The 26,142-nt window shown below is 70.6% G+C and carries 26 protein-coding genes; 11 read left to right on the top strand and 15 right to left on the bottom strand.

Features of this window, described 5'->3' with window-relative positions; all coding sequences use genetic code 11:
- Window positions 1-82 precede the first annotated feature (82 nt).
- Complete coding sequence (locus AC6CCG_RS19395) at window positions 83-1,612, bottom strand: helix-turn-helix domain-containing protein (RefSeq protein WP_496656232.1); 1,530 nt, start codon at window positions 1,610-1,612, stop codon at window positions 83-85.
- Between the two features lie 122 nt (window positions 1,613-1,734).
- On the opposite strand from AC6CCG_RS19395, the gene lpdA reads away from it, so the two are divergent.
- Entirely contained in the window at window positions 1,735-3,135 is a 1,401-nt protein-coding gene (gene lpdA / locus AC6CCG_RS19390; protein ID WP_496656231.1) for a dihydrolipoyl dehydrogenase, read from the top strand.
- A 143-nt stretch (window positions 3,136-3,278) separates the two neighbouring features.
- Here lpdA and AC6CCG_RS19385 read toward each other — a convergent pair whose 3' ends face one another.
- The gene (locus AC6CCG_RS19385; RefSeq protein ID WP_496656230.1) at window positions 3,279-4,259 is read right to left on the bottom strand and encodes a helix-turn-helix transcriptional regulator; all 981 of its coding nucleotides are present in this window, start codon (window positions 4,257-4,259) and stop codon (window positions 3,279-3,281) included.
- A gap of 61 nt (window positions 4,260-4,320) precedes the next feature.
- On the opposite strand from AC6CCG_RS19385, the gene AC6CCG_RS19380 reads away from it, so the two are divergent.
- Genes AC6CCG_RS19380 through AC6CCG_RS19370 form a run of 3 tightly spaced genes read left to right on the top strand, consistent with a single transcriptional unit; the run spans window position 4,321 to window position 5,659 of the window.
- Window positions 4,321-4,836 carry a hypothetical protein gene (locus AC6CCG_RS19380; protein WP_496656229.1) on the top strand — a complete coding sequence of 172 codons (516 nt, stop codon included), beginning with the start codon at window positions 4,321-4,323 and terminating at the stop codon, window positions 4,834-4,836.
- Complete coding sequence (locus AC6CCG_RS19375) at window positions 4,836-5,414, top strand: NIPSNAP family protein (RefSeq protein ID WP_496656228.1); 579 nt, start codon at window positions 4,836-4,838, stop codon at window positions 5,412-5,414. Before AC6CCG_RS19380 ends, AC6CCG_RS19375 begins: the two co-directional genes overlap by 1 nt.
- Before the next feature lie 38 nt (window positions 5,415-5,452).
- A complete protein-coding gene (locus tag AC6CCG_RS19370) occupies window positions 5,453-5,659 on the top strand; it encodes a PIN domain-containing protein (protein ID WP_496656301.1) in 207 nt (68 codons plus the stop codon).
- Between the two features lie 18 nt (window positions 5,660-5,677).
- On the opposite strand, the gene AC6CCG_RS19365 is transcribed toward AC6CCG_RS19370, so the two are convergent.
- The 3 genes from AC6CCG_RS19365 to AC6CCG_RS19355 are packed head-to-tail and all read right to left on the bottom strand — an operon-like array spanning window position 5,678 to window position 9,743.
- Complete coding sequence (locus AC6CCG_RS19365) at window positions 5,678-6,106, bottom strand: BP74-related protein (RefSeq protein WP_496656227.1); 429 nt, start codon at window positions 6,104-6,106, stop codon at window positions 5,678-5,680.
- Window positions 6,107-6,132: 26 nt separating this feature from the next.
- Window positions 6,133-7,914 carry an ABC transporter ATP-binding protein gene (locus tag AC6CCG_RS19360; protein WP_496656226.1) on the bottom strand — a complete coding sequence of 594 codons (1,782 nt, stop codon included), beginning with the start codon at window positions 7,912-7,914 and terminating at the stop codon, window positions 6,133-6,135.
- Window positions 7,914-9,743 carry an ABC transporter ATP-binding protein gene (locus AC6CCG_RS19355; RefSeq protein ID WP_496656225.1) on the bottom strand — a complete coding sequence of 610 codons (1,830 nt, stop codon included), beginning with the start codon at window positions 9,741-9,743 and terminating at the stop codon, window positions 7,914-7,916. Before AC6CCG_RS19355 ends, AC6CCG_RS19360 begins: the two co-directional genes overlap by 1 nt.
- A 207-nt stretch (window positions 9,744-9,950) precedes the next feature.
- On the opposite strand from AC6CCG_RS19355, the gene AC6CCG_RS19350 reads away from it, so the two are divergent.
- Entirely contained in the window at window positions 9,951-10,520 is a 570-nt protein-coding gene (locus AC6CCG_RS19350) for an HhH-GPD-type base excision DNA repair protein (RefSeq protein WP_496656224.1), read from the top strand.
- Between the two features lie 3 nt (window positions 10,521-10,523).
- On the opposite strand, the gene yczR is transcribed toward AC6CCG_RS19350, so the two are convergent.
- Entirely contained in the window at window positions 10,524-11,951 is a 1,428-nt protein-coding gene (gene yczR, locus AC6CCG_RS19345) for a MocR-like transcription factor YczR (RefSeq protein ID WP_496656223.1), read from the bottom strand.
- A gap of 99 nt (window positions 11,952-12,050) precedes the next feature.
- Between yczR and yczE the strand changes: the two genes are divergently transcribed.
- The 3 genes from yczE (at window position 12,051) to AC6CCG_RS19330 (ending at window position 15,394) form a co-directional block, all read left to right on the top strand.
- On the top strand, window positions 12,051-12,695 hold the full coding sequence (yczE, locus tag AC6CCG_RS19340) for a membrane protein YczE (RefSeq protein WP_496656221.1): 645 nt from the start codon (window positions 12,051-12,053) through the stop codon (window positions 12,693-12,695).
- 120 nt (window positions 12,696-12,815) lie between these two features.
- Complete coding sequence (locus AC6CCG_RS19335; protein ID WP_496656220.1) at window positions 12,816-13,553, top strand: class I SAM-dependent methyltransferase; 738 nt, start codon at window positions 12,816-12,818, stop codon at window positions 13,551-13,553.
- The gene (locus tag AC6CCG_RS19330; protein ID WP_496656219.1) at window positions 13,550-15,394 is read left to right on the top strand and encodes a beta-L-arabinofuranosidase domain-containing protein; all 1,845 of its coding nucleotides are present in this window, start codon (window positions 13,550-13,552) and stop codon (window positions 15,392-15,394) included. Before AC6CCG_RS19335 ends, AC6CCG_RS19330 begins: the two co-directional genes overlap by 4 nt.
- Window positions 15,395-15,757: 363 nt before the next feature.
- Here AC6CCG_RS19330 and AC6CCG_RS19325 read toward each other — a convergent pair whose 3' ends face one another.
- The 3 genes from AC6CCG_RS19325 to AC6CCG_RS19315 all read right to left on the bottom strand — a co-directional run bounded on the left by AC6CCG_RS19325 (window position 15,758) and on the right by AC6CCG_RS19315 (window position 17,632).
- On the bottom strand, window positions 15,758-16,282 hold the full coding sequence (locus AC6CCG_RS19325; RefSeq protein ID WP_496656218.1) for a TrmH family RNA methyltransferase: 525 nt from the start codon (window positions 16,280-16,282) through the stop codon (window positions 15,758-15,760).
- 118 nt (window positions 16,283-16,400) lie between these two features.
- Window positions 16,401-16,859 (bottom strand): GNAT family N-acetyltransferase, encoded by a 459-nt coding sequence (locus tag AC6CCG_RS19320; protein ID WP_496656217.1) that lies wholly within the window; start codon window positions 16,857-16,859, stop codon window positions 16,401-16,403.
- A gap of 11 nt (window positions 16,860-16,870) precedes the next feature.
- Window positions 16,871-17,632: a phosphotransferase gene (locus tag AC6CCG_RS19315; protein ID WP_496656216.1), complete on the bottom strand. Its 762-nt coding sequence runs from the start codon at window positions 17,630-17,632 to the stop codon at window positions 16,871-16,873.
- A 25-nt stretch (window positions 17,633-17,657) separates the two neighbouring features.
- On the opposite strand from AC6CCG_RS19315, the gene AC6CCG_RS19310 reads away from it, so the two are divergent.
- On the top strand, window positions 17,658-18,770 hold the full coding sequence (locus AC6CCG_RS19310) for a hypothetical protein (protein WP_496656215.1): 1,113 nt from the start codon (window positions 17,658-17,660) through the stop codon (window positions 18,768-18,770).
- A 6-nt stretch (window positions 18,771-18,776) separates the two neighbouring features.
- On the opposite strand, the gene AC6CCG_RS19305 is transcribed toward AC6CCG_RS19310, so the two are convergent.
- From AC6CCG_RS19305 to AC6CCG_RS19290, 4 genes are all read right to left on the bottom strand, one after another.
- Window positions 18,777-19,718 (bottom strand): hypothetical protein, encoded by a 942-nt coding sequence (locus AC6CCG_RS19305; RefSeq protein WP_496656214.1) that lies wholly within the window; start codon window positions 19,716-19,718, stop codon window positions 18,777-18,779.
- Between the two features lie 11 nt (window positions 19,719-19,729).
- On the bottom strand, window positions 19,730-20,341 hold the full coding sequence (locus tag AC6CCG_RS19300; protein WP_496656213.1) for a mycothiol-dependent nitroreductase Rv2466c family protein: 612 nt from the start codon (window positions 20,339-20,341) through the stop codon (window positions 19,730-19,732).
- Window positions 20,342-20,363: 22 nt separating this feature from the next.
- Window positions 20,364-22,370 carry a GTP-binding protein gene (locus tag AC6CCG_RS19295; RefSeq protein WP_496656212.1) on the bottom strand — a complete coding sequence of 669 codons (2,007 nt, stop codon included), beginning with the start codon at window positions 22,368-22,370 and terminating at the stop codon, window positions 20,364-20,366.
- 131 nt (window positions 22,371-22,501) lie between these two features.
- Complete coding sequence (locus AC6CCG_RS19290) at window positions 22,502-23,524, bottom strand: YeiH family protein (protein WP_496656300.1); 1,023 nt, start codon at window positions 23,522-23,524, stop codon at window positions 22,502-22,504.
- 74 nt (window positions 23,525-23,598) lie between these two features.
- Here AC6CCG_RS19290 and AC6CCG_RS19285 point away from each other — a divergent pair, with 74 nt between their 5' ends.
- Together AC6CCG_RS19285 and AC6CCG_RS19280 are read left to right on the top strand one after the other, a co-directional pair.
- Window positions 23,599-24,366 carry a GntR family transcriptional regulator gene (locus tag AC6CCG_RS19285; RefSeq protein WP_496656211.1) on the top strand — a complete coding sequence of 256 codons (768 nt, stop codon included), beginning with the start codon at window positions 23,599-23,601 and terminating at the stop codon, window positions 24,364-24,366.
- 2 nt (window positions 24,367-24,368) lie between these two features.
- Entirely contained in the window at window positions 24,369-24,884 is a 516-nt protein-coding gene (locus tag AC6CCG_RS19280) for a GNAT family N-acetyltransferase (RefSeq protein WP_496656210.1), read from the top strand.
- Between the two features lie 32 nt (window positions 24,885-24,916).
- On the opposite strand, the gene AC6CCG_RS19275 is transcribed toward AC6CCG_RS19280, so the two are convergent.
- Window positions 24,917-25,468 carry a hypothetical protein gene (locus tag AC6CCG_RS19275; RefSeq protein WP_496656209.1) on the bottom strand — a complete coding sequence of 184 codons (552 nt, stop codon included), beginning with the start codon at window positions 25,466-25,468 and terminating at the stop codon, window positions 24,917-24,919.
- A gap of 54 nt (window positions 25,469-25,522) precedes the next feature.
- Window positions 25,523-26,134: a 3'-5' exonuclease family protein gene (locus AC6CCG_RS19270; protein WP_496656208.1), complete on the bottom strand. Its 612-nt coding sequence runs from the start codon at window positions 26,132-26,134 to the stop codon at window positions 25,523-25,525.
- Window positions 26,135-26,142 lie beyond the last annotated feature (8 nt).

Below are 26,142 nucleotides of genomic sequence, written 5' to 3'. Positions count from 1 at the left end.
CGCAGCATCGGTCCCTGAGCCTGTCGAAGGTCCGAGCGCGTTGATCTTGGCTGCCCTTCGACAGGCTCCGGGGAGAAGTCGATCAGTGCGTGTCGTAGTAGATCTGGATGTTCGCGCCGACCGCATTGAGCCGGTTGGCCAGATCCTCGTAGCCGCGGTTGATCACGTACACGTTGCGCAGCAGGGACTCGCCGCGCGCCGCGAGCATGGTCAGCAGCACGCACATGGCCGGCCGGAGGGCGGGCGGGCAGATCACCTCGGCGCCGCGCCAGCGGGTCGGACCGGTCACCTCGACCCGGTGCGGGTCGAGCAGCTTCACCTGGGCACCGAGCTTGTTCAGGTCGGTCAGGTAGATCGCGCGGTTGTCGTACACCCAGTCGTGGATGATCGTCGAACCCTGCGCCGTCGCCGCGATCACGGCGAAGAACGGCAGGTTGTCGATGTTGAGGCCCGGGAACGGCATCGGGTGGATGCTGTCGATCGGCGCCTTCAGCTCGGACGGGTGAACGGTCAGGTCGACCAGCCGGGTGTGCCCGTTCTCGGCGACGTACTCGTGCGAGAGGTCGTACTTGAGGCCCATCTCGGTCAGGATCGACAGCTCGATCTCGAGGAACTCGATCGGGGTGCGCCGGATGGTCAGCTCGGACTCGGTGACGATCGCCGCGGTGAGCAGGCTCATCGCCTCGATCGGGTCCTCCGACGGCGCGTACTCGACGTCGCGGTTGATGCTCTCCACACCACGGATCCGCAGCGTCGTCGTGCCGATGCCGTCGATCTCGACGCCGAGGTGGGTCAGGAAGACGCACAGGTCCTGCACCATGTAGTTCGGGCTGGCGTTGCGCAGGACGGTCTCGCCCGGGAACAGTGCCGCCGCCAGCAGCGCGTTCTCGGTGCCGGTGTCGCTGCGCTCGGTCAGGATGATCGGCCGGTTCGGCTCGACGTCCGGGTCGACCGTGCAGTGGTAGTAGCCGTCGGTCGGCACCACCGAAAGGCCGAACCGGCGGAAGACCTGCAGGTGCGGCTCGATGGTCCGGGCGCCGAGGTCGCAGCCGCCGGCGTACGGCAGCCTGAACTCGGTCATCAGGTGCAGCAGCGGGCCGAGGAACATCAGCACGCTCCGGGTGCGCCGGGCCGCCTCCACGTCCATCGACTCGAGGTCGAGCTCGGCCGGCCGGACCAGGGTCAGGTCCTGCCGGTCCGGCGACCAGGTGGCCTCGACGCCGATGCTGGTCAGGACCTCGAGGATCCGGTTGACCTCCTCGATCTTGGCGATCCCGCGGATCGTGGTCTTGCCCTGGTTCAGCAGGCTGGCGCAGAGCAGGGCGACGGCGGCGTTCTTGGACGAGCGCACGTCGATGCTGCCGCTGAGCGTCGCGCCGCCGGTCACCCGCAGGTGCATCGGGCCGGCGCCGACGGAGATGAGGGGAGAATCGAGCGCGTCCGCAATCCGGCTCACCATGTCCAGACTCAGGTTCTGGTTGCCGGCTTCGATCCGGTGGATCGCGCTCTGACTGGTGCCCAGCACAGTGGCCAGCTGGGTCTGCGTCAGCCCGCGGTGCTTGCGCGCGTCACGGATCAGGGTGCCGATTCGGTCCAGAGAGGTATCAGTCACGTCGAGCACCATATCTCATATGTGAGTTAAGTCGAGTTACGGCGTGTCGGCACGTCGTGTCGCGTGTCGCACACCGCCTGACCCCGGCGCCGGGCCCGCGGCCGTCCTTCTAGAGTTGCCTCATGACCGCACACTTTGATGTCGTTGTCCTCGGCGCGGGGCCCGGAGGATACGTGGCCGCGATCCGCGCGGCGCAGCTCGGACTGAACACCGCCATCGTCGAGAAGAAGTACTGGGGCGGGGTCTGTCTCAACGTCGGCTGCATCCCGAGCAAGGCGCTGCTGCGGAACGCCGAGCTGTCGCACATCCTGACCAAGGAAGCGTCGACGTACGGCATCAACGGCGAGGTCAGCATGGACTTCGGGGCCGCCTTCAAGCGCAGCCGGGCCGTCGCGGACCGGATGAGCAAGGGCGTCCACTTCCTGATGAAGAAGAACAAGATCACCGAGATCGACGGCTGGGGCACCTTCGTCGACGATCACACCCTGTCGGTTCAGGGTGACTCCGGTGAGGCACAGACGATCACGTTCGACAACATGATCATTGCCGCCGGCGCGACCACGAAGCTGCTGCCGGGCACCCAGCTGAGCGAGCGGGTCGTGACGTACGAGGAGCAGATCCTCACCGACACGCTGCCGGAGTCGATCATCATCGCCGGCGCCGGCGCGATCGGCGTCGAGTTCGCGTACGTGCTGAGCAACTACGGCGTCAAGGTCACCATCGTCGAGTACCTGGACCGGATCGTGCCGCTGGAGGACAAGGACGTCTCGGCCGAGCTGGCGAAGGCGTACAAGAAGCTCGGGGTGACCCTGCTGACCTCGACCAAGGTGGACGCGATCGACGACTCCGGCGACAAGGTCAAGGTGACGGTGTCGCCGGCCGCCGGCGGCGAGGGCCAGGTGCTCGAGGCCGACAAGGTGCTGCAGGCGATCGGCTTCGCCCCGCGCACCGAGGGCTACGGTCTCGAGGCGGCCGGCGTGAAGCTGACCGAACGCGGCGCGATCGACATCGACGGCTTCATGCGGACCAACGTGCCGCACATCTACGCGATCGGCGATGTCACCGCGAAGCTGATGCTGGCGCACACCGCGGAGGCTCAGGGGATCGTGGCCGCCGAGACGATCGCCGGCGCGCCGACCCAGGAGATCAACTACGACTTCATCCCGCGGGCGACCTACTGCCAGCCGCAGATCGGCTCCTTCGGCTACACCGAGGCGCAGGCGAAGGAGAAGGGGTACGACGTCAAGGTGGCGAAGTTCCCGTTCTCGGCCAACGGCAAGGCCTGGGGCCTCGGTGACGCGACCGGCTTCGTCAAGATCGTCGCCGACGCCAAGTACGGCGAACTGCTCGGCGCGCACCTGGTCGGCCCGGAGGTGACCGAGCTGCTGCCGGAGCTGACCCTGGCCCAGCTCTGGGACCTCACCGCCGAGGAGATCGCCCGCAACATCCACGCCCACCCGACCCTCTCGGAGTCGATCAAGGAAGCCGCACACGGCATCGCCGGCCACATGATCAACATCTGATCTGCATCGGGCGTCACACTGGTCACAAGTTTTTCACGTTAACGTGAAAAACCGGCGCTTTGCACGAGAAGCAACCTGGGTAAAGCGTCAGGAAGTATTGGGAAGTCGCGGGTGCGGCCAAGGATCGAGCATGTGCGTCCGGATCAGGCGCGATAGCGGGCGGCAAGCTCGGCGGCGGTGCGGCTGAGGCGTTCCCGGAGCTCGGGCGGCTCCAGGACCTCGACCTGGGCGCCGAGCTTGAGCATCTCGGTCTCGGCGTGGGTCAGCGACTCGATCGGCAGGCTGGCGGTGATCCAGCCGTCCGGATCCGGCTCGGTGGCGGTGGCGGTCACCGAGGCGGTCGCGGCGTCGCTCCAGACGTCGCGGCTGCGGTCCAGGCCGGCGGGGGACAGCCGAACCGTCGCGGCGCCCTGGATCAGCCGCTCCTGAAAACCTTCCAGCTGGGCACGCCAATAATCGGCCAGGGTGAAGTCGGCGGGGCGTTCGAACGGGTCGCCGGTGCCTTCGACGCCGAGCACCTGATTGACCCGGTACGTCCTCGGCGGCCCGCCGTCGGCCGACCGCGCGACGACGTACCAGCGGCCGGCCTTGAGCACCATGCCGAGCGGCTCCAGGGTACGGCGGACCACGCTGGGCTCCCGCCAGCGCCGGTAGATCACGGTGATCCGCAGTTGCTGCCAGACGGCGGCGGCGACCTCGGCCAGGCAGGGCGGCTCGTCCCGCTCGGCGTACCAGCCCGGTGCGTCGAGGTGGAACCGCTCCCGTACCTCCTCGGCGCGGGTCCGCAACTCTTCCGGCAGCGCCGCCTGCAGCTTGCGTTCGGCGCTGGCCAGCACGGCACCGAGACCGAGCTGATCGGCGGCCTGCGGCAGCCCGGTCAGGAACAGCGCCTGCGCCTCGTCGTGGGTGAGCCCGGTGAGCCGGGTGCGATAGCCCTCGACCAGGCGATAGCCACCGGAGCGGCCGGAGTCGGCGTAGAGGGGTACGCCGGAGTGCTGCAGCGACTCCATGTCGCGATAGACGGTGCGGACCGAGACCTCGAGCTCGTCGGCCAGTTCCCGCGCCGTCATGGTGCGGCGTGCCTGCAGCAGCATCAGGGCACTGACCAGCCGGCTGGCACGCATGACACCAGTATCGGTGAAACACTGACAGGAGATGGCAGTGATTCGCTGCCAGAGTGCCGCCATGACGACTGACACCCTCGACGCCGAACCGATCGCCGACGGCCGGCACGACTTCGATTTCTTCGCCGGCAGCTGGCACGTCCACCACCGCCGGGTCACGGACGCGCTCGACCCGGACTGCGACGAGTGGATCGAGTTCGAGGGCACCGACGAGGTCCGGTTGATCTTGGGCGGCCTCGGCAACTGCGACACGCTGCGGGTGCCGGAGCTGCCGAACGGCGGGAGCATCGAGGGCTTCACGCTGCGGCTGTTCGAGCCGGAGACCGGGCTGTGGCGGATCTGGTGGGCCTCGACCGGCCGCCCCGGCGTCCTGGACGAGCCGGTGGTCGGCCGGTTCGTGGACGGCGTCGGTACGTTCGAGTGCCGCGACGTGGTGAACGGCGTCGAGCTGCTGGTCCGCTACGTCTGGTCCGACATCACCCAGGACTCGGCGCGCTGGCGGCAGTTCTTCTCCTTCGACGAGGGCGCGACCTGGCATCTCAACTGGATCATGACCAGCACCCGTACGGTGGCCTGATGGACCCGTCGGAGTGCGGAGTCGTCGAACTGCGCCGCTACCTGCTGCGGCCCGGCCGGCGCGACGAACTGATCGAACTCTTCGAGCGCGAATTCGTGGAGTCCCAGCAGGAACAGGGCATCTGCCTGCTCGGGTTGTTCCGGGAGGACGGAGCCGACGACCGCTTCGTCTGGTTCCGCGGCTATCGCGATCTGGAGTCCCGGATCGCCGCCCTGCAAGGGTTCTACGAGGGTCCGGTCTGGGCGCGGCATGCCCGGGCCGCGAACGAGACCATGATCGACTCCGACGACGTCCTGCTGCTCAGACCGATCACGGTGGACGAGCACGCCCCTGATCATGGAGCCGCGCGGCCGCCGGTCGAGGTGGCGATCAGCGCGCCGGGGCCGCTGCCGGCGCCGGAGCCGGGGTTCCGTCCGCTGGCCCGGTTCGAGACCCTGCACGCCGAGAACGGCTACCCGGGGCTGCCGGTGCGCGACGCCGACGTCGTGGTGACAGTCGGTACGGGAGCGCCGGCACCCGGCGCCCCGGACGCCGTCCGGCTCCGGCTGCTCCCGACCCGCCGGTCCCACTGGCCCTGACCGCAGCCCTGCGGTTCGGCGCCGCGGAAGCGTTCTGAATCGCCTTCCGGTGCGAGCCGCTTCCGATTGACGAGCGGGTCTCCGAGGCCTGGGCACTGCTGGTCTCGCGATTGCGTTCGGCGGGTGCCAAGGCGCCGATCAACGACACCTGGATCGCGGCCACGGCGATCGCGCACGGTGTTCCGTTGGCCACCCAGGACAACGACTACGACGAGATGCCGGGTCTCGACGTGATCAAGGTCTAGCCGGTCGAGCCGCTGGCCTCAGTCGACGGCGATCACCTTGGCCGACCACGGGCAGTAGTCGTCGCTGGTGATCGTCTCGTCCTCGACGAAGGACGGCAGGCCGTCGCAGACCTCGGTCGTGGCGAAGGCGAAGGAGAACGTGGCCGGGTCGAGGTGCCAGGTCCACGGCGCGTTCGGTCCCGGGTCGCCGCGGACGACCCGGCCGAGCGGGATCGCCTCGACGTCCTCGCCGGCGAGCAGCTTCTCGGCGTGCGCGACCAGTTCGGGCGTCGCCAGTTCGACCCGGAAGGTCTCGCTGTCGGCGACCCGGAACGTCGCCACGCGCACGGCGGGCGTGGCACTCGGTGACGGTGGCACCGCAGGTCCGCAGCCCGTGATCACCGTCAGTGCGGCGACGACTCCGACCATGATCGGAAGGCGCCACCGGGTCGGTGAGAAGGGTCTCATGGCGGGAGGCTACCGCCGTCCGGTGATCATGACCGGTAGCCGCGCGCCTGGAGTTCGTAGAGATGGGCGTAGTGGCGGCCGGCCGCAACCAGGTCGGCATGGCTGCCGTACTCGATCAGCCGACCGCGGTCGAGCACGGCGATCACATCCGCGGAGGCGACGGTGGAGAACCGGTGGGTGACCAGGATGGTGATCGTCCCGGCACTCCGGCCGGCCCGGGCCGCCGCCGCATAGCGGTCGAAGAGCTGGTGCTCGGTGATCGCGTCCAGGGCCGCGGTCGGCTCGTCGAGGACCCGGACCAGGGGAGCGGGCCGCATCAGCCCGCGGGCGATGGCGAGTCGCTGCCACTGGCCGCCGGACAGGTCGACACCGCCCGGCCAGGCCGTGCCGAGCTGGGTGGCGGTCCCGTCCGGCAACCCGTCCGCCACCTGCTCCGCGGCACCGGCGATCAGCGCTGCCCGTACCGCCGCCTGATCATCGCGACGCGGCAGATCACCGATGCCGACCGTCTCGGACAGCACCAGCTCGAACCGGACATGATCTTGGAACGCGCCGCCGATCCGGCTCCGCCAGGCCGCCGGGTCAAGATCGTTCAGCGCCACCTCGCCGATCTTGATCGTTCCCGACGACGGGGTACGGAGCCCGGTGATCAACTCGACCAGGGTGGACTTCCCGGCACCGTTCTCCCCGACCACCGCGAGTACGGTCCCGGGAGCAAGATCGAGCTCGACGCCGCTCAGCGCGTCCCGACCCGAGCCGGGGTAGCGATAGCCGACATCGGTCAGGACGAGCCGGCCCGGTCGTCCGGGCGGCGCGGCACGCCCCGGATGGTCCTCGGTGATCTTGTCCGCCGTGTCCAGCAGCCAGAGGTAGCGGCCCGCGGTCCGGGACATGTCGGCGACCTCGCTGATCACGGATCTCAACTGGCTGCTGACTCCCTGCAGCCGGGTGACCAGGAGCAGGGCCAGGGTGAGGTCGCCGATCGTTCCCCGACCGGTCAGCGTGTCCTGGACCAGGACCGCGAGGACGGCCGCCGCGACGCCGAAGAAGATCACCTGGACGATTGCGGTCAAGGTCGCCTCGCGCCGGGCCAGCGCGACCATCGGTCGGCGCCAGGCCCGGCTCGCCGCGAGCAGCCGGGACCGTAGCCCGTCGGCCAGCCGGAACACCCGGACCTCGCCGAAGTGCTCGGGATCGATGCCCAACCTGAGCAAGGCCCGGGCCAGCCGGCCCGGTTCGGCGCTCGCCGCCTCCGCCCGGCCGCGCCACCGGGCGACGATCGGCCCGGCCAGCACGGTCGGTACGCCGGCCAGGGCGACCAGCAGCATCCGCGGATCCGCCGACGTGGCCAGGGCCAGCACGCCGATCACCCCGACCACGGAGCTCAGCTGGTTGAGCATGGTGTTGATGGCCAGGCCGACGGCGCCGGAGCGCTCCCGCAGAAGTTGGAGTTGATCGAGGTAACGCGGGTCGTCCAAATGATCGACGGTCGGGATCGCTGCGGTGATCCGGGCGATCTCCGCAGCGAAGGTGGCCCCGACTCGTTCCATCTGGTTGATCCGCGAGCTGATCCCGATCATGAACAGCACGCGGGACGCCGCGACCTGCAGGACGAAGACCGCAGCCGCGGTGATCATCCGCTGGGGATCTCCGGTTGTGGCGCCGCCGATGAACATCGCCAGCGACCAGGGCTGGAGCAGTGCGACGAGCACCCCGACGGGCTCGGCGAGGCAGCCGAGGGACGCGACCGGGGCCACCCGGATCGAGGTGGAGACGAGCAGGTGCAGGGCTCGGACCAGTGATCGCATCACAGCTCACCCCGGAACCGTGCCGCCTGCAACTCGAACATCCGCGCGTAGCTCCCGCCGGACCGGATCAGTTCCTCGTGGCTGCCGGTTTCGATCACCCGGGCTCCGGACCTGCCGGGTGGGGTGCCGAGCACGACGATCCGGTCCGCGTGCCGTACCGAGGACAACCGGTGGGTGATCAACACGGTGGTACTGCAGACCCCATGATCGAGGACGGACTCGAACAGCGCCGCCTCGGCCCGGACGTCCAGGGCCGCGGTCGGCTCGTCCAGCGCGAGCAGCCCGGCGCCAGACTCGATCGCCGTCAGTGCCCGGGCCAGCGCGATCCGTTGCCACTGGCCGCCGGACAGGTTCGTGCCGCCGTCGAACTCGGCCGACAGCACCGTCTCCGGCCCGCGGGGCAGTTCGGCCAGGACCGCGTCGGCCCCCGCGCGCTCGGCAGCCCGCACCCAGTCCGTGCCGGGCAGCCAACGGTTCCCAGCGGCCAGGTTGTCGGCTGCACTGAGCGGCAACCGGAGGAACTGCTGGAAGATCGGCGCGATCCGGGACCGGGCCCGCGGGTCCGTCGCCGGGTCGCGGCCGTCGATCCGAACCGTGCCCGCATCGGGCGACCACAAGCCGCAGAGCAGCCCGAGCAGGGTGGACTTGCCGGCCCCGTTCGGCCCGACGATCGCGACACACTCGCCGGGCTCGATGATCAAGTCCAGGTTCTCCAGCACCGGTGAATCCGTGCCCGGATAGCCGAAACCGACTCCACGGAACTCGACCCGCGCCTGCCCCGGCCGCCCGCCATCGACCTGATCATGATCGTCCGGGACCGGCTGCGGAAAGGGCAGTCCGAGCGAGGCACGGAAGTCGATCAGCCGGGACAGTTCGGTGGCCGTACGGTCCAACGAGGTCTCGTCGTCGTCCTGCCGGCCGAAGACGCTCAGCCCCAACAGCGCCTGCACGAGGGTGGCCAGCGACGCGACCGTGACCGCCCCGCCGACGACGTCCATGATCAAGAAGCCGAACGCGCCCGCGTGCAGCAGCAACAACAGGATCAGCGAACCGACCGTCCCGCGCACCGTTCGGCGCCGGTTTGCGGCGACGTCGATCATGATCCGGTGCCGGAGCGCGACGAACGCGTCGACGAACCAGTCGGCCAGCCCGAACAGCCGCACCTCCTTGGCCGACGACCGTTCCAGCACGACGCGCTGCAGGTAGGACGCCCGGTGCCGCAACGGGATCGAGCCGGCATCGTCCATCAGCACGGCGCGCCAGCGGGCCGTGGTCCGGGACAGGGTCAACCAGCCGATCAGCAGGACGGCCGCGACCCACCACCGCCAGCCGGCGACGATCACCAGGGCACCGACCCCGGAGAGCCGGGACGCGACGACGCCCCAGAGGCCGCCCACCCCGCGCAGGAACAGCCAGTGCTGCAACGCCCCGGCCGCCTGGTCCAGCGCCTCCGCTCCGGCGGGTGACCGGACCCAGCTCAGCGCGTACGGACGGGTCGCGGTGTCGAGCAGCAGATCCTGGTACGCGCTCAGGTAGCGGGCACCGGTGACCTCCTCGACGCCGCCGGAGACCGCCGCCAGCAGCGGGCCCGCGACGAGCGCCGCCGCGGTGGCGGCCAGCCAGATCCCGACCGCCGTCGGCGAACCGACTCCGGCGAGGACGTCGGCGAGCGCGCCGACCAACCGGCCCGAGGTGATCATGGCGGCGACGGCCGACGCAGCCTGGAGGGCCGACAGGGTGAAGCAGGCCAGCACGTGGACGGGTGCCGCGTGCCAGAGCAGCCACAGATGGCGCGCCAGCCGGCGGACGGAGTGGGGGAGCCTGGGCATGACAAGACCCTTCGTTCGTAACGGAACTAGGCGGATCGCTCCGCCCGGGCCTTGTCCAGGCGGGCCCAGAATAGGCCGAACCGGGCGGTGACGGTCAAAGGGTTCTGCGCGCTCCGCGAGCCAATCACATCGGGCCTGGCCAATGCACGACTCGTGTGATGCAACTCACAATCCGTTGCTGTCGGTGGGATGCGAGAGGATGGGTGCATGTCGTACCAGATCACCGGGCTCGCCGAAGCCGACGCCGTCCTCGATCAGTCGCCGTTCGCCCTGCTCGCCGGGATGATGCTTGATCAACAACACCCGATGGAGCACGCGTTCCGCGGCCCGTGGAAGGTGCTGGACCGGTTCGGTTCGATCGACCCGGTCGCGATCGCCGACGCCGATCCGGAGAAGTTCGCCGCCCTCTGCGCCGTGCCGCCCGCCGTGCACCGCTTCCACGGCGCGATGTCGGCCCGGCTGCGCGAACTGGCCCGGGTGGTCGTCGACGAGTACGACGGCGACGCGTCCCGGATCTGGACCGAGGCCGCGAACGGCGCCGACCTGCTCAAGCGGGTGCAGCGGCTGCCCGGGTTCGGCAAGCAGAAGGCACAGATCTTCGTCGCACTGCTGGCCAAGCAGGCCGGGGTGAAGCCGGACGGCTGGGAGAAGGCGGCCGGCGACTACGCGTTGGACGGGTACCGCTCGGTGGCCGACGTGGTCGACCCGGAGTCCCTGCTCAAGGTGCGCAGCTACAAGAAGGAGAAGAAGGCCGCCGCCAAGGCCGCCGAGAAGTGACCGTCAGGCCGTCAGCGACAATCGGCCGGGGCTGACCGGCCGGGAGGCGACGTCGGCCCAGAGCTCGGTGAGCCGGTCGACCGCCACGGTCAGCGTCTCGATCGACAGGGTGTACGGCAGCCGGAGCATCCGCTCGCCGCCGCCGTCCGGGAAGAACTGGCCGCCCGGCGTCAGTTGCAGGCCATACCGATCCGCGTTGCCGGCCAGCCGGGACGACACCTCGCGCGGCAGCGTGATCCACAGCGACAGACCACCGGCCGGCCGTTCGCAGGTCCAGCCGGGCAGCCGCTCGGCCAGCTCGGTGATCAACCGGTCCCGCTGCTCGGTCAGCCGTTCCCGCTGCAGTTCCAACAGGGTCGACGCGTCGCGCAGCAGGCCCGCCGTGACGAGCTGCTCGAGGGGCGCAGTGCCGAGGTCCAGTGCGACCCGGCTCTGCACCAGCGGCCGGATCAGTGACCGCGGCGCCCGGATCCAGCCGACCCGGAGCCCACCCCAGAACGCCTTGCTGGCCGAGCCGACCGTGATCGCATCGGCCGCGCCGGTGGCCAGCGGCGGCGGCATTGCGGCCGGGTCGTCGAGGGCCAGCTCGACCATCGTCTCGTCGATGATCATGGTCACCCGCTGGGTCCGGAACACGTCGCGGAGCGCGGCTCGGGCCGACTCGGGCATCAGCCGGCCGGTCGGATTGTGGAACTCCGGCACCAGGTACGCCAGCCGCGGCGAGGTCTGCCGGACCAGCAGTTCGGTCGCCTCCGGATCCCAGCCGTCGCCGCCGAGCGGCTGCGCGACCAGCCGGGCACCGTGCTGCCGGAAGGCGTCCATCGCGTTCGGATAGGTGGGTGCGTCGACCAGCACCCGGTCGCCGCGGGAGAGCAGGCAACGGGCCAGCACCGCCAGCGCCGACAGCGCGCCGGAGGTGACCAGGATCTGGTCGGGATCGGTCGGCAGCCCGCGCTGCGCGAACCGGTCCGCGATCGCCTCCCGCAGGACGGGCACGCCCTGCGGCTCGTACCCGGTGCTGCCGAGCAGCCCCGGCAGCTCGCCGATCGTCCGTTCGTACGCGATCAGCAGGCCCGGGGTCGCCTGCGGCGCGGCCCGGTTGAACTCGATCAGCCCGTCCGTCGGACCCTCGGTCCCGAGCAGCCCGGCGGATCCGGCCGAGCCGGCGATCGCGTAGTTCCCGGAGCCGCGGCGGGCCTCCGCATAGCCCCGGTCGCGGAGCTCGGCGTACCCGGCGGCGACGGTGGACCGGCTCAACCCGAGTTCGCCGGCCAGGTCGCGTTCGCTGGGCAGGCGGGAACCGTGGCCGATCCGGCCGTCGACGATGAGCAGCCGGAGCCGTTCGGCGAGGTCCTGGTAGGCCGGCGAGGCCCAGTCGGTGTCGCCGAGCAATCGGGCCACTCTGGAGGCAGAGATCCATCGGGTCGCCATGTACAGAGCTTAAGCGGCCTGGTCAAGCTCCAGCAATCGTGCCACTTGTTGCCGATTGGCCCTGTGCTGACCGACCAATCAGCGGAGAGACTTCGAAGCGTGCCCGCACCCTCTCCCGTCACGACCCTCGGTCCGCTGCAGCAACTCCGGGCCGGCAAGCTCGGCCGCCGGTTGCCGCAGCTCTACGCCGGCCTGCTGCTCTACGGCATCTCGCTCGCGATGATGCTGCGCGGCGACCTCGGTCTGCCGCCGTGGGACGTGCTGGCGCAGGGACTGTCCCGCTGGATCCCGGTCAGCTTCGGCACGATCACCATCCTGGTCGGCGCCCTGGTGCTGCTGCTCTGGCTGCCGCTGCGGCAGCGGCCCGGCCTCGGCACCTTGTCCAACGTCATCGTGGTCGGTCTCGCCGTCGACCTCGGTCTATGGCTGATCCCGGCGCAGACCGACTGGCTGATCAGGATCGCCCTGCTGGCCGGCGGCATCGTGCTGAACGGGGTGGCCGGGGCGACCTACATCGGCAGCCAGTTCGGCCCGGGCCCGCGGGACGGGCTGATGACCGGGCTGGCTGCTCGGACCGGTCGCAGCCTGCGCCTGATCCGGACCGGCATCGAGGTCGTGGTGTTGATCATCGGGTTCGTCCTCGGTGGGACGGTCGGCGTCGGTACGGTCGCGTACGCGCTCGCGATCGGGCCGTTGGTGCAGTTCTTCCTGCGCCGGTTGGCGGTCCGGCTGGAGCCGTCATGATCAGCACGATCGCCTTCGTGATCTTGGCTGTGATCATCGTCGGCTGGCTCGAGCTGACCCACCGACGGGTCGGCCGGGGCGGCTGGAGACCGAACGACTGGGCTGACAGACTGGTGTCTCGTGATCGAGACCCCCGACAACGTTGCCGCGATCGCCCGCTGGGCGGTCATGCCGGAAGAACTGATCCGTAAGCACGAGAACGACGGCGACTTCGCCAAGCGCAACCTGATCAATCCGCACCTGCTGGCCGAACTCGGCGACCTGACCGGCGTCTCGGTGCTCGACGCCGGTGCCGGTGACGGCTACCTGAGCCGGATCCTGGCCCGGGCCGGGGCGACGGTGACCGCAGTCGAGCCCGCCCAGGCGCTGGTGGACCGGATCCGGGAACGGGAGCGGACCGAGCAGCTCGGCCTGACCATCCACCAGGCCGGGTTGCTGGAGTACGAACCGGAGCAGGCCTTCGACGTCGTGGTCTGCAGCATGGTGCTGATGGCGATCCCGGACTGGCGCCCGGCCCTGGAGTCCTGCGTCCGCTCGCTGCGGCCGGGCGGGCGGCTGGTGATCAACCTGGTCCATCCGGCGTTCGAGAACCTGTGGACCACCTGGCGGGAGAACGACGGCGCCTACCGGGTGGACCGCTATCTGAGCGAGTACGAGTTGCCGGGGCCGCTCGCCTCCGACTTCCACCGGCCCCTGTCCGCGTACCTGAACGCGATCATGGAGGCCGGTTGCCTGCTCCGCAAGGTGATCGAGCCGGGTCTCGACGCGAAGGTCGCCGCCGAGTCGGGCACCGAGGGCATCGAGGCGTACGTCGAGCTGCCGAACTTCGTGATCATCTTCGCGGAGCGCGCCGCATGACCGCGTTCGAACCGCTGCCGCTCGGGACGATCAAGCCGCGCGGCTGGCTGCGTGATCAACTGCGGCTGCAGGCCGACGGCCTGACCGGACACCTGGACGAGCACTGGGCCGACGTCGGCCCGGACAACGCCTGGCTCGGCGGTGCCGGCGACGGCTGGGAGCGCGGCCCGTACTACCTGGACGGGCTGCTGCCGCTGGCGTACCTGCTGGAGGACGAGCGCCTGATCGCCAAGGCGAACCGGTGGGTCGAGGCGGCCCTGACCAGCCAGCGTCCGGACGGCGGCTTCGGGCCGCACGGGCTGGAGACCAGCAGCGGCCGGGACAAGAGCCACGACTGGTGGCAGTTCATGATCATGCTCAAGGTGCTCACCCAGCACGCCGAGGCGACCGGCGATCCGCGGATCGTGCCGTTCCTGGAGCGCTACGCCGCCCACCTCGAACGCGAACTGCCCGGCCGGCCGCTGGAGGAGTGGGCCCGGGCCCGCGGTGCCGACCTGGTGCTGAGCATCCTCTGGCTGCACCGGCAGGCGCCGGACGACCGATGGCCGAAGCTGGCCGAGTTGATCATGGAACAGACCCTGGACTGGACGGCGACCTTCACCGACTTCCCGTTCCGGCGCAAGGTGACCGTGTGGGATCCGCGGTCGCACGGGGTCAACGTCGCGATGGGCCTGCGGGCACCGGCGATCCGGAGCCTGGTCACCGGTGACCGGTCCGAGCTGGCGGCGGTCCGAGCCGGGCTGGTCGCCCTGAACACGTACCACGGACAGGCGCACGGCCTGTTCTCCGGGGACGAATGGTTGAGCGGCACCCATCCGAGTCAGGGCCTGGAGCTGTGCGCCGTCGTCGAGTACCTGTTCAGCATGGAGCAGTTGGTGTCGATCTTCGGCGAGGGGGAGTTCGGCGATCTGCTGGAACTCGCAGCCTACAACGCGCTCCCGGCGACGATCTCGGCCGACTGGACCTCGCACCAGTACGACCAGCAGGCCAACCAGGTCTCCTGCACCGTGGCGGACCGGCCGTGGAGCAACGGCCCGGACGCGAACCTGTTCGGACTGGAGCCGCACTTCGGCTGCTGCACGGCGAACCTGCACCAGGGTTGGCCGAAGCTGGTCTCGCACCTGTGGTTCGGTGATCATGAGGGCGGTCTGGTGGCCGTCGGGTACGCGCCGTGCCGGGTCGAGACCGAGGTCGCGGACGGTGCTCGGCTCGGCCTGGAGGTGACCGGTGACTACCCGTTCCGGGAGAGCATCGGCATCGTTCTGGAACTGGACCGGCCGGCCCGGTTCGCCCTCCGGCTCCGGATCCCCGGCTGGTGCGCGGCGCCGACGGCGTCGATCAACGGCACGTCGATCGCACTGGACCGCCGCGACCGCGGCTTCGCCGTGCTGGAACGGGACTGGCGCGACGGCGACCGGCTCGAGCTGACGCTGCCGATGGAGGTCCGGCTGGTGCGTCACCAGGAGCCGTCCGTCTCCGTCCGCCGCGGCCCGCTCGTCTACGCGCTGCCGATCGCCGAGGACTGGCGCCCGCTGCGCACCCGGGAACGCTTCAGCGACTGGGAGATCCTGCCGGCTTCGCAGTGGCAGTACGGAATCGATGCCGACGCCGGCTTCGAGGTGGAACTCGCCGCTGTGCCTCGCCAGCCGTTCCAGGCGGTCCAGGCCCCGGTCCGGCTGCGCACCCGCGGTCGCCTGGTCCGCAACTGGGGCCTGAAGCACAACAGTGCCGCCGCCCCGCCCCTGGTCTGCGACACCGAGGGGCAGGAGTCGGTACCCCTGCACCTGGTGCCCTACGGCTCCGCCCGCCTCCGCCTCACCGAACTCCCGTACCTCTCCTGACCTCCCACCCCCAACAGATCCGCCGACCGGTCACAAAAGCAGGCGTGTCGCTGCGGAGGTGACCGGTCGGCGTCAGGGGGAGGGGAGGGGGAACTCGAGGCAGCCGGCGCGACGTCTCGGCTGGGCGGCGTCCACCGCTTGCTCGACGCGGGATCGCCGCCGGGGCAGTTCGGCGTGCGCGATCGGGAGGACGTCGTCGACCGGGAACGTCGGGCCGCCCTCAGCGCCAGGGATCGTCAACCCGAGCGGAGAGACGCGTTCGTCAGATCCGGGCTCGGCGTCCTCCGGCACGGATGGTCGACCGGTCACTTCCGCAGCGACACGCCGCCAGAACGCCAGATTCTGTGACCGGTCGGCACTGGGTTAGAGGAGGCCGGCCAGGCGGTAGAGGACGAGGGAGCCGGCTACGGCGACGTTGAGGCTGAGGCCGGTGCCGATCATGGGGATCTCGACGGCCTCGTCCAGGCGTTCCAGGGCGGCGGGTGGCAGGCCGTCGGTCTCGTGGCCGAGCAGCATCACCGTGCGCTGGCGGGCGGCGGGCAGGTCGCCGAGGCGGATGGACTCCTCGATCAGCTCGACACCGACGATCCGGCTGCCCTCGTCACGCTGCCGATCCAGCCAGTCGGACGGGTCACGCGGAGTCCAGTGCACGCAGCTGGGCTTGCGCAGCGTGTTGCCCTTGTCCAGGGCCTCCGGGACCCAGGGCAGTCGGGGGACGGCGAGGCAGGCGCCGACCGCGTCGCAGGTGCGCAGTAGGGTGCCGAGATTGACACCGTGCTTGGGCCACAGCGGCGCGGCGATCAGGTGGTCCCAGCAGCGGTGGGATCGGCGCCGTCGCTGCGTTCGAAGATCGGTACGGGTGCGGACGCGGATCCGCCGCGCCGTCATGGGCGAGCCGGAAGACCCTTCCGGACCGGGGAATCGTTCATGATCATCGATGCTTCGCGGCGCATCGGGGCCATCGACGGGCCGCGGGACCCGCGGCGGAAGCTCAAGAATACAACGGTCAGCGGCCGTAGCGGTCCGGGCTCTGCCAGGGCCAGTCGGCCTCGAGCCAGGCCGCCACCGCGTCGGCGAGTGGCCCGTCGAGGTGGGCCACGTCGGCGCGGACCCAGGACTGCACGGAGACGTCGTGTTCCTCGCGGTCCGCGGGGTAGAGGTAGACGCAGCCGATCACGTCCCCCTTCCCGGGGTCGAGGACCGTGAACGTGAAGCCCTTGCGGGCCACGAAGTCGTCCGCGTGGCGGCGCAGGTCACGCGCGTTGTCCTCCAGCGACATCCCGGCGGCCGGCGGCCAGGAGCCGTCCGGATAGCCAGGGGTCGAACGGATGTGGTCGATGCTCGACGTCCAGGCTGCGTGATCGGAGACGTTGTGCCGCTCGCCGAGCTGTTCCAGCCGGAACCGGTCCGTGCTCAGCGAGGTCGGCGGATCGAAGTCATCCGGGACGAACGGCCGTGGTTCCATGGCATCGGATCCTAGAGCAGGACCGACAGCCAATGATCATGGTTTTCCTCCAGGTAGTCGGCGGCCGGCCCCCAGTGGTCGGCATGCCCTTCGGCGTAGAGCCGGGCCCACGGCTGGGTGCCGGTCCGGTGTCCGTCGATCAGCAGCCGCTCCATCCCGCGGGTGTGGTCGATCATGGCCCGCGGCAGCCGGTGCCGCCCCTCGGCGTCGAGGCCGTAGCCGTCGACCAGGGCCGCGAGCCGTTCGCCGTCGACGACCGGGGCGTTGCCCGCGGCGATCACGACGAACCCGTGGGCGGCGTAGCCCAGGTCCCAGAGCCGCGATCCCGGCCCGGCCCCGTCCCAGTCGATGAAGACCCAGCGGTCGCCGTCCTGGACCAGGTTCCACGGAGCAAGATCGTGATGACAGATCAGATCCTCCCGGTCCGGCGGGATCACCACGTCCCAGGCCGGCTCCGGCGGCGCCGCGAAGGACTCGGCGGCGTCGTGCAGATCCTTGATCATCCGGCCGATCCGGTGCAGCCCGTCCAGGTCCAGCGGCGGATGATCATGGGCGAGCCGTCCGGGGACGTACTCCAGGACCTGCCGGCCCTGCTCGTCCAGCCCGTACGGCTCCGGCACGGTGTCCAGGCCGCTGCTGCGCAGATGACGGAGCAGAGCCTGCACCGCCGGGGTGGACGGTGTGGCGGGCTTGCGTACGGTCTCGCCGACCCTGACCACAGCGTCGGCGACGTTGCCACCGGCCAACGGTTCTTCCTCGAAAGCGGACTCCACGGCGATCGATCCTAGACTGGCCCGAATGTCCATCGTCACCGCCGCTCGAGACCTGCTCTCGACGCTCTGGGGTCCCTCGGTCGAGGTCGTCGCGGCCGAGCGGCTCGTGCCGTGGAGTGTCGCCCGGCTGACGGTGCGGGGCGGGCCGGTGGCATCGGTGATCATGAAGTGGGTCCGCGACGGCGAGGCCGACGACCCCTCCGCGCGGGCCGATCCGACCCAGGCGATCACCGAGGGGATCGCCCTGGAGTTCCTCGCCGATCACGGTGTACGGGCGCCGCGGCTGATCGCGGCCGGCGACGGGCTCGTGATCATGGAGGACTTCCCGACTCACGTACCGCTGGACCGGCTGATCCGGGATCGGGACGACCCGGAGATCGCGCGTGCGGGCATGATCGAGGCCGCCGGGCTGCTGGCCGACCGGCACGCGAGGACGGCGGGCCGGGACACCGACTACCTGAGTCGGTTCACCGGACGGCTGGCCGTCGATCCGGTACGCGTGCGCCGCCGCTTCATGGCGCAGGACTGGCGGAACCTGCGCCGCCACGCCACGGACCTGGGCCGGCCGCCGCCAGCCGAGGCCGTCGCCGAGGCCGAGGCGTGCTACGACCGGCTTGATCGTCCCGGCCCGTTCTCGGCCCTGTCCAACGGGGATTCCGCGACCAACAACGTGCTGGTCGCGGCTCCTGGCACGGCGGTGATCATCGACTACGAGTTCGCCGGCAATCGGCACTGCCTGACCGATCTGACCGACTTCTACCTGCCCGGCCCACGCTGGGCCACCGTGCCCGACGCCGTCGCCTCCGGCTTCGAGCCCGCCTATCGGTCGGCGCTGGGCAACGTGATCCCGGAGACCATGGACGACCGTCGGTTCGGCGATGATCTTGCCGCGGCCGGCCTGCTGCATGCCTTCGGCCGGCTCGGCAACCTGCCCAAGGTCGACGCCCGCCCGGCCGGTGACCGCAGTCGGCTGGAGCGCCGGAACACGATCGAGTCGGCGGCCGAGCTGGCCGAGTCGCGCGGCGCCTGGCCGGCCCTGGTCGCCTGGTGTCGCGACCTCGGCCGGCTGCTGCGCCGGCGTTGGCCGGACACCGACGTCCGCACCGACCAGCTGCCGGTCTTCCCGCCGCGGGACTGAGCCGCGTCAGTCGAGCGGCTCGACGGAGAAGGTGAACTCGCGGCCGTCGCGGAACGGCTCGATCAGTTCGACGTTCTCGTACGAGACGCCACCGGGGATCGGGGATTCGCTGGCCCAGTAGGTGAATCGGCCGTTCACGCAGGCGACCACCTCCGGGTCCGGATCCGCGGCCCGCCAGGTCTGGACAGCACGCCGCCCGTAGTACTTCCAGTGTTCGGCGGTGCCCTCCGCGTAGCTCGCCGCACCATGATCGACTTCGTCCGGGCGCGCCGAAGCGACGGCGGTGCCGTCGGCAGTCCGGGTCAGGTCCGGCAGGCCGAACTTCGCGTGCGGCGCGAACGCGGTCCCGCCGAAGTCCGGCCACAGCTCGGCCGGCGTGACCGTACGGTCGGCGAGGTCGAGCAGCCGGAGCCGCGGGAAGTTGCCCATCGTGGCCGTCAGGACGCAGGCCTGCAGCGGCACCGAGCCGGGCCGCCGATACGCCGCGATGCCGAACTCGTGCGGCCGGTCGGCCCGGAAGGTGATCCGGACCGCCACGTCGGCACCGTTGTCGAACCGCTCCGAGACGATCACCACACTCAGCTGCTCGACGCCGTCGATCGTGCTCAGCTCGCCCGGCACCGGGTGATCACCGAGTCCGATCTCCGGGGCGTCGACGGAGGGCGCGCTCCAGAATCGTTTGCCGCGTTCGGGATCCAGACGGCTCGGCTCCAGCTCGGAGTAGCCGCGCCGGTCCGCGCCGTCGGGGATCGGCTCGATCGCGATGAAGTTGATCAAGCGATCACGGGGATGATCAAGATACGGGGCGTAGATCCGGAGCAGACCGCGAGGGCCGCCGAGTGGCGCGATGCCGAGCTGGATGCCGTCGGCGAAACCCCACCTGGGCTCCGCCGGGAAGTCCGGCGACGGATGGATCCAAGGACCCTGCTGCAGTGGCTCGTTGATCATGATCGGTCAGGCTATCGCCTGGTCTGCAACTCGGTGAACGGGGCGACCCGGGCCAGCTCGGTGACTCCGCGCCACAGCCGCAGCCCCTCGTCGTCCCCGACCGCCGCGGTGATCACCGGCCCGAAGAAGGCGCGATCCACGGTGTGGTGGTCGCGGATCCAGACCACCGGTGTGCCCAGCCCCGGGCCGACCAGTTCCACGCCGCGCGCATGCGAAGCACGGATCGCCGCGTCGAACTCGCCCGATTCGCCGGCCGTGGCCAGATCCTCGGGCAGACCGGCCAGCCGGAGCGAGGCGGTGAGGTCGTTCAGCCAGTCGTGCTCGGGTTCGGCGCCCGGCTCGCGTTCCCAGAGCGCCCGGTAGAACCGGAGCAGCGCCGCCGCGCCGTGACGGTGAAGCACGGCGGCACAGATCCGTACCGGCACCCAGAGGTAGCCCTCCGGGTCGCCCTCGGGATCGTCAGTCCGCCCCTCGTTGAGCACCGAGAGGCTCATCAGGTGCCAGTCGACGGTGATCATGCCCCGGTCGACGAGCCGGAGCAGCCACCGAGCCGTGTGCCAGGTCAGCGGACACGAGGGATCGAACCAACAATCCACCCGCCAGCCGACCGGTCCCTCCGCCATGCGCCTCACCCTAGTGTCATGATCATCCGATCGGTGCCGAGAGGGTTCGCCCGGTGTTCTCGAGCCCGCTCAGGTACTCCCTGCGGTCGACCGGGTTGCCGTCGGTCCGGTGTCGTCTCGGCGCCGCGCCACGGATCGGCCGATAGCCCTGGAACTCGGTCTCCAGCACGCCCTCGCCGCGGGTCCACCCGGGCAGTCGCTGCTGCAGTTCGTGCACCCGGGCTGCCGGCAGCTCGCCGTCGATGATCACCGACCGCCGGTGCGGCCGTGAACCCAGCGGTACGGCCTCCAGGCGGACGACCGCGGGCAGGACGACCTCGACCAGATCGGCCGGAACCTCCAGCCGCATCCGGTGCAGCGGCTCGAGCACCCGGCTGCCGGCCCGCCGGAGAGCGGCCATCAGGACCAGCGGCGTGAGGTAGCGGAAGTCCCCGGCGGTGCTGGACATCGCCTTGTTGAACTTCTGGTGCGCGTGACTCTGCCGCGGCGAATAGCCGGTGTGGGTCAAGATCACCGCGCAACCGTGCACCTGCCAGCCGTACAGTCCCTGACGCAGCGCCGTCCGGACGGTGTCCTCGACCGCCTTGAAGAACGCGGGCGGCATCGAGCCGAGCTCGGCCTCCAGCCGGAACGTGTTCTCGTCGCCGATCAGCGGCTCGACCCGCAATCCGACCGTGGCGAGGAACGGATTCGGCGCGACTCCGTTGAACTCGACGGCCGCGCCGGTCCCGATCGGACGCTCGATGCAGATGATCGAGGTCTCGGCGAACTCCACGTCGATGCCGTACTCGTCGGCCAGCGTCGCGCCGATCACCTCCTTCTGCACCTCGCCGTACAGCGACAGGGACAGCTCCTGACGGCTGTCGTCGGAGCGGAGATTGATCAACGGATCCTGCTCGGCGAGCTGGGACAGCGCGCTGAACAAGGCGCCCCGCTGGGTCGGGTCGACCGGGGCGATGATCGTCTCCAGGGTGGGCGGCGCGAACTGGTGCGCCTCGGCCAGCGGGTCGGCGGCGCCGATCACGTCGCCGATCCTGATCTTGGGCAGCCCGCGGACCCGGCCGATCTGCCCGGCCCCGAGCACGTCCGTCTCGGCCGGAGCGCCGCGCTCGACCAGTTCCAGCCCGGTGATCCGGCCCCGACCGCCGGACGCGAGCGGGACCTGGTCGCGGACCCGCAGCGCGCCGCCGAAGACCCGGACGTAGGCAGCCTTCTCCCCGTGGGCGCCGCGGTCGATCTTGAACACGCGCGCGGACGTGGTCGGCATCCGCAACCGGCCGGACGGCAGGAACCGGAGCAGGCCGTCGGTGAGCTCGGCGACGCCGACACCGGTGACGGCCGACCCGACGTAGACCGGGCTGACCCGGCCGGCCCGGAGCTGTCGCCGCAGAGCACGGTGTACGGCAGCCGCGGACGGAGCGGGCGCCTGGCCGACATAGGCCGCGAGCAGCGCGTCGTCGTGCTCGGCGAGAAGTTCGACCCGCCGGTTCAACACCTCCGGGGCGTTGTCGCGGAGTCGCCGTACGGACGCCTGCCGGCTGCCGAGGGACCGGGCCTCGGTCATCGGTACGACGACGGTCTCCAGCCGTTCCGCCAGGTCGACCAGCAGGTCGTCCGAGCGGGCGCCGCGCCGGTCGATCTTGTTCACGAAGATCACGGTCGGGATACCCAGCCGACGCAGCGCGCGGAACAGGACGCGGGTCTGCGCCTGGACGCCCTCGACGGCGGACACGACGAGCACCGCGCCGTCGAGCACAGCCAGGGCGCGCTCGACCTCGGCGATGAAGTCCGGGTGTCCGGGTGTGTCGATCAGGTTCACCGTCACGTCCCGTACCGGAAAGGACGCGACCGCGGTCTTGATCGTGATGCCGCGCCGCCGTTCCAGCGCGAGGGTGTCGGTCTGGGTGCTGCCGTCGTCGACCCGGCCCAGTTCGTCGATCACCCCGGCCGCATAGAGCAGCCGTTCGGTCAGACTGGTCTTACCGGCGTCGACATGCGCCACGATCCCCAGGTTGAGTGTGCGAACCAAGCCTCAAGTCCTTCGAGTGCGTGCTGACAGAGCTGTTGGTCATGACAGCTGCCGGCATGGCTCGGCCCTCCTCGGGTGATCGTTCCCGGGCAGTACAACACCGACCGTCGGGTCGGCACAACTGACTTTTGTCAGAGCAGTCCGGTGCTCGCCTGCAGTGCGAGGCTGGCGACGGCCACGGCGATCCAGAGCAGGGCACCGAGCAGCAGCGGCTTCGGCCCCGAGCGCCGCAGGTCGGCCAGCCGGAGGGACAGGCCGATCCCGGTCAGCGCGGCCGTGATCAGGAACAGCCCGAGCGCAGCCAGTGCCGGCTGCCAGGACGCCGGGATCAGCCCGACGGTCTGCAGGCCGGCCGCCAGCAGGAAGCCGATCAGGAAGGGCGGCACCAGGCGCCAGGGCTTCGGCCGGGTGGTGGCCCGTTCGGCGGCGGACCGCCCGCGTGAGTTGATCACCGCGATCACGAGCACGACCGGGATGATCATCAGGCTGCGCGCCAGCTTGACCACCAGCGCCTGCGGTCCGGCCGCCGGGTCGAACGCATAGGCGGTGGCGACGACGGAGGAGGTGTCGTTGACCGCCGTTCCGCTCCACAGCCCGAACGCCGCCGGGTCCAGCCCGAGCAGGTGCCCCAGCGGCGGAAAGATCATCACCGCCGCGACGTTGAACGTGAAGATCGTGCCGATGGCGTACCCGATCGCGCGCTCCCGGGGCTTGATCACGGCCGACGTGGCGGCGATCGCGGACGCGCCGCAGATCGCGGTGCCGACGGTGATCAACAGCGTGGTCTCCCGGTCCAGCCGGAACAGCCGGCCCAGGGCGGCGCCGCCGAGCAGCGCGATGATCAAGGTCCCGATCATCACCGGCAGCGACTCCTGGCCGACCGTGATCACCTGGCGCAGCGACAGGCCGGTGCCGAGGACGACGATCGCCGCCTGGAGCAGGAACCGCCCGGCGAGGCCGTACCCGGGGGTCAGGGTGGCCGACCTGAGCCGCGGTACGACAGCGGCGGCCAGCGCGCCGAGCACCAGACCGAAGACGGGCGCGCCGACCAGCGGGGCCAGCCGTCCCAGCAGCGAGGCCAGGACCGACCCGGCCCCGACCACGGCGAGCCCCGGCGCCACGGATCGGCCTCGGGCCAGGTATCCGCCGGTCATCTCAGCCACCCGTTCATCGAAATGTGCGTACATTTCACACCAGTAGGGTAACCGCCGAGCGAGGGGAGGGCGGAGTGGCGTCGAATCGGCTGGATCGGGCGTCCGGGACACCGCTGTGGCGGCAGCTGCAGGACGACCTCACCGCGCGCATCGAGGCGGACGAGTTCGGTGCCGGATTCCCCGGCGAGCACGCGCTGGCCGACGAGTACGGCGTCAGTCGGCACACGGTCCGACAGGCCCTGCGCCAGCTGCGCGGCGACGGCCGGGTGGTCGCCGAACGCGGCCGGCAGCCGCGGGTGACCCCGCCGACCGAGATCAACCAGCCGCTGGGCACGCTCTACAGCCTGTTCGCCGCGGTCCGGGCGGCCGGTCTGACGCAGCGCAGCGTCGTGCGCTGTCTGGACCGCCGGGCGGACGGTGTGGTGGCCGAACGGCTCGGCCTCGAGGCGTCGACGCCGCTGGTCTACCTGGAGCGGATCCGGATGGCGGACGGCGAGCCGCTGGCGCTGGACCGAGCCTGGCTGCCGGCCGACTTCGCGGGCCCGCTGCTGGTCGCGGACTTCTCCGAGACCAGCCTGTACGGCGAGCTCGCCGCTCGCGTCGGGGTCCGGCCGGACCGCGGCCGGGAGGAGCTGCACGCTGTCGTACCGACGACGGCCGAGCGGACCCTGCTGCGTTGCCCCGCCGGCACCGCCGTGTTCTCGATCCACCGGCTCGGCCGGGTGCGCGGGCGCGCGGTGGAGTGGCGGCACACGGTCGTGCGCGGCGACCGGTTCGGCCTCACCGCGGAGTTCGGCGGTGTCGCCCCGGTGCTCGGGGACGCCGCCCTCCTACACTCCTGATCATGGGTTTCAGCGTTCGGGCGATGCTGCCGGAGGACGCCGAGCCGGTGCTGGCGATCTACCAGCTCGGCATCGATGAGGGCAACGCCACCTTCGAGACGACCGTGCCGACCTGGGCCGAGTTCACCGCGAGCCGGCTGCCCGGGTTCAGCCAGGTCGCGGTCGATCCGGACGGCAGCGTGCTCGGCTGGATCGCCGCCACCCGGGTGTCCAGCCGGGCCTGCTACGCCGGCGTGATCGAGCATTCGGTGTACGTACACCCGGACGGCCGCGGTCGGGGGGTCGGCCGGCGGCTGCTGGACCGGCTGATCGAGCTGGCCGAGGAGGCGGGCGTCTGGACGATCCAGTCGTCGATCTTCCCGGAGAACCAGGCCAGCCTCGCACTGCACGCCGCGGTCGGCTTCCGGGTGGTCGGGACCCGGATCAAGATCGCTCAGCAGCACGGCCGCTGGCGGGACACGGTGCTGATCGAGCGACGCAGTCCCGGCGCCGGCGAGGACGACCCGGCCGTCCTGTGATCACGAACGCCCGCTGATCATGGCGGTTTTGATCATGGTGCGGGCGGGGTGAACCAGGCGAGCGGGATCGGGCCCCGGTGCAGGATGTGCGGTACGTCCACCCAGGGCAGCCACGGATCGTCCGGCCCGAGCCGTTCCAACCGGTCCAGGGCGATCTGGGTGACCCGTCCGACGGCGCGCAGGCCGGCGGTGGTGAACGGAAGATAGTCGTGCTCGTCGGGCGGATCCGGGTAGTGCCCGTCCTTGCCGTGCCGCATCAGCCTGATCACACACCGGTCGGGGTCCAGCCGCGAGGCGTCCAAGGTGGCGGGCCGCTGGCCACCGGTGGGCCGGCCGGAGCGGGCCAGGGCGGCGAACAGCGGAGCCGGATCGACGGGGGAGAGGAACACGACGTCGGCCCACGTGCAGCCGAGCGGCGGCACCGGTTCGATCATGCCGTGCGGCCGGCCGTCGTACTTCGCGGCATGCTGCCGGTAGAGGTCGGGATGATCATCGCGGAGCCGGTTCAGCGGCAGCAGCAGTTCGCCGCGAGGACGGGTCAGATGGGAGTGGAACAGCGTTCCCTGGACGGGTTGTGAGGGCATGAAAAAAGCCTCCCGACCCGTCCGGTCCGAGAGGCTTCGCAGACATGGATTCTATCAGTCCTCGGCTCTCGCGCGGACCTGCCGGAACAATTCGACCAGGAGGTGGGCGTAGCCGAGGGCGTCGTCGATCGCGCGATGGGTGTGCGGTACGTTCCCGAACCATTCCGCCGGCAGCGTCGCGGGCGAGACCTCCGACACCGGCCGGCCGGTGACGGCTGCCGCGTAGCTGCGCAGGCAGAGTCCACCGCCGTCGAACAGCGGATCGGTCTCGTACGGTCCCTGGACCAGGCCGAACCGGGTGAACCGGCGCAGGTAGTCGTCGATCCAGCCGCCGTCGAACGCGATCGGGTGGGCGGCGAAGATCCGCGGCCGGGGCAGGGAACCGACCCAGGTGCCGTAGTCGCGCAGCACCTCCGGCACCGGACGTGGGTCCGTGGTGGCGGCCGCCCAGGCTTCGGGCTGGGTCTGGAACCAGGCCAGCGTGTCCGGGTTCGGAGCGGCACCCGGCAAGGGTTCCAGGACCGCCTCGAACCGGCCCAGTTCGCGGCCCTCGGCGGTCACCGCGACCGAGGCGAAGGAGCGCAGCGAATTGGGGCCGGGCCATGGCCCGTCGACCTCGATGTCCGTCACGACGTAGACGGCTGGGTCGCGCAGCTGATCAGTCATCGCGCCCA

The organism is Microlunatus sp. YIM B11417 (genome assembly GCF_059617205.1).
This window is presented reverse-complemented; position numbering and strand designations above follow the sequence as displayed.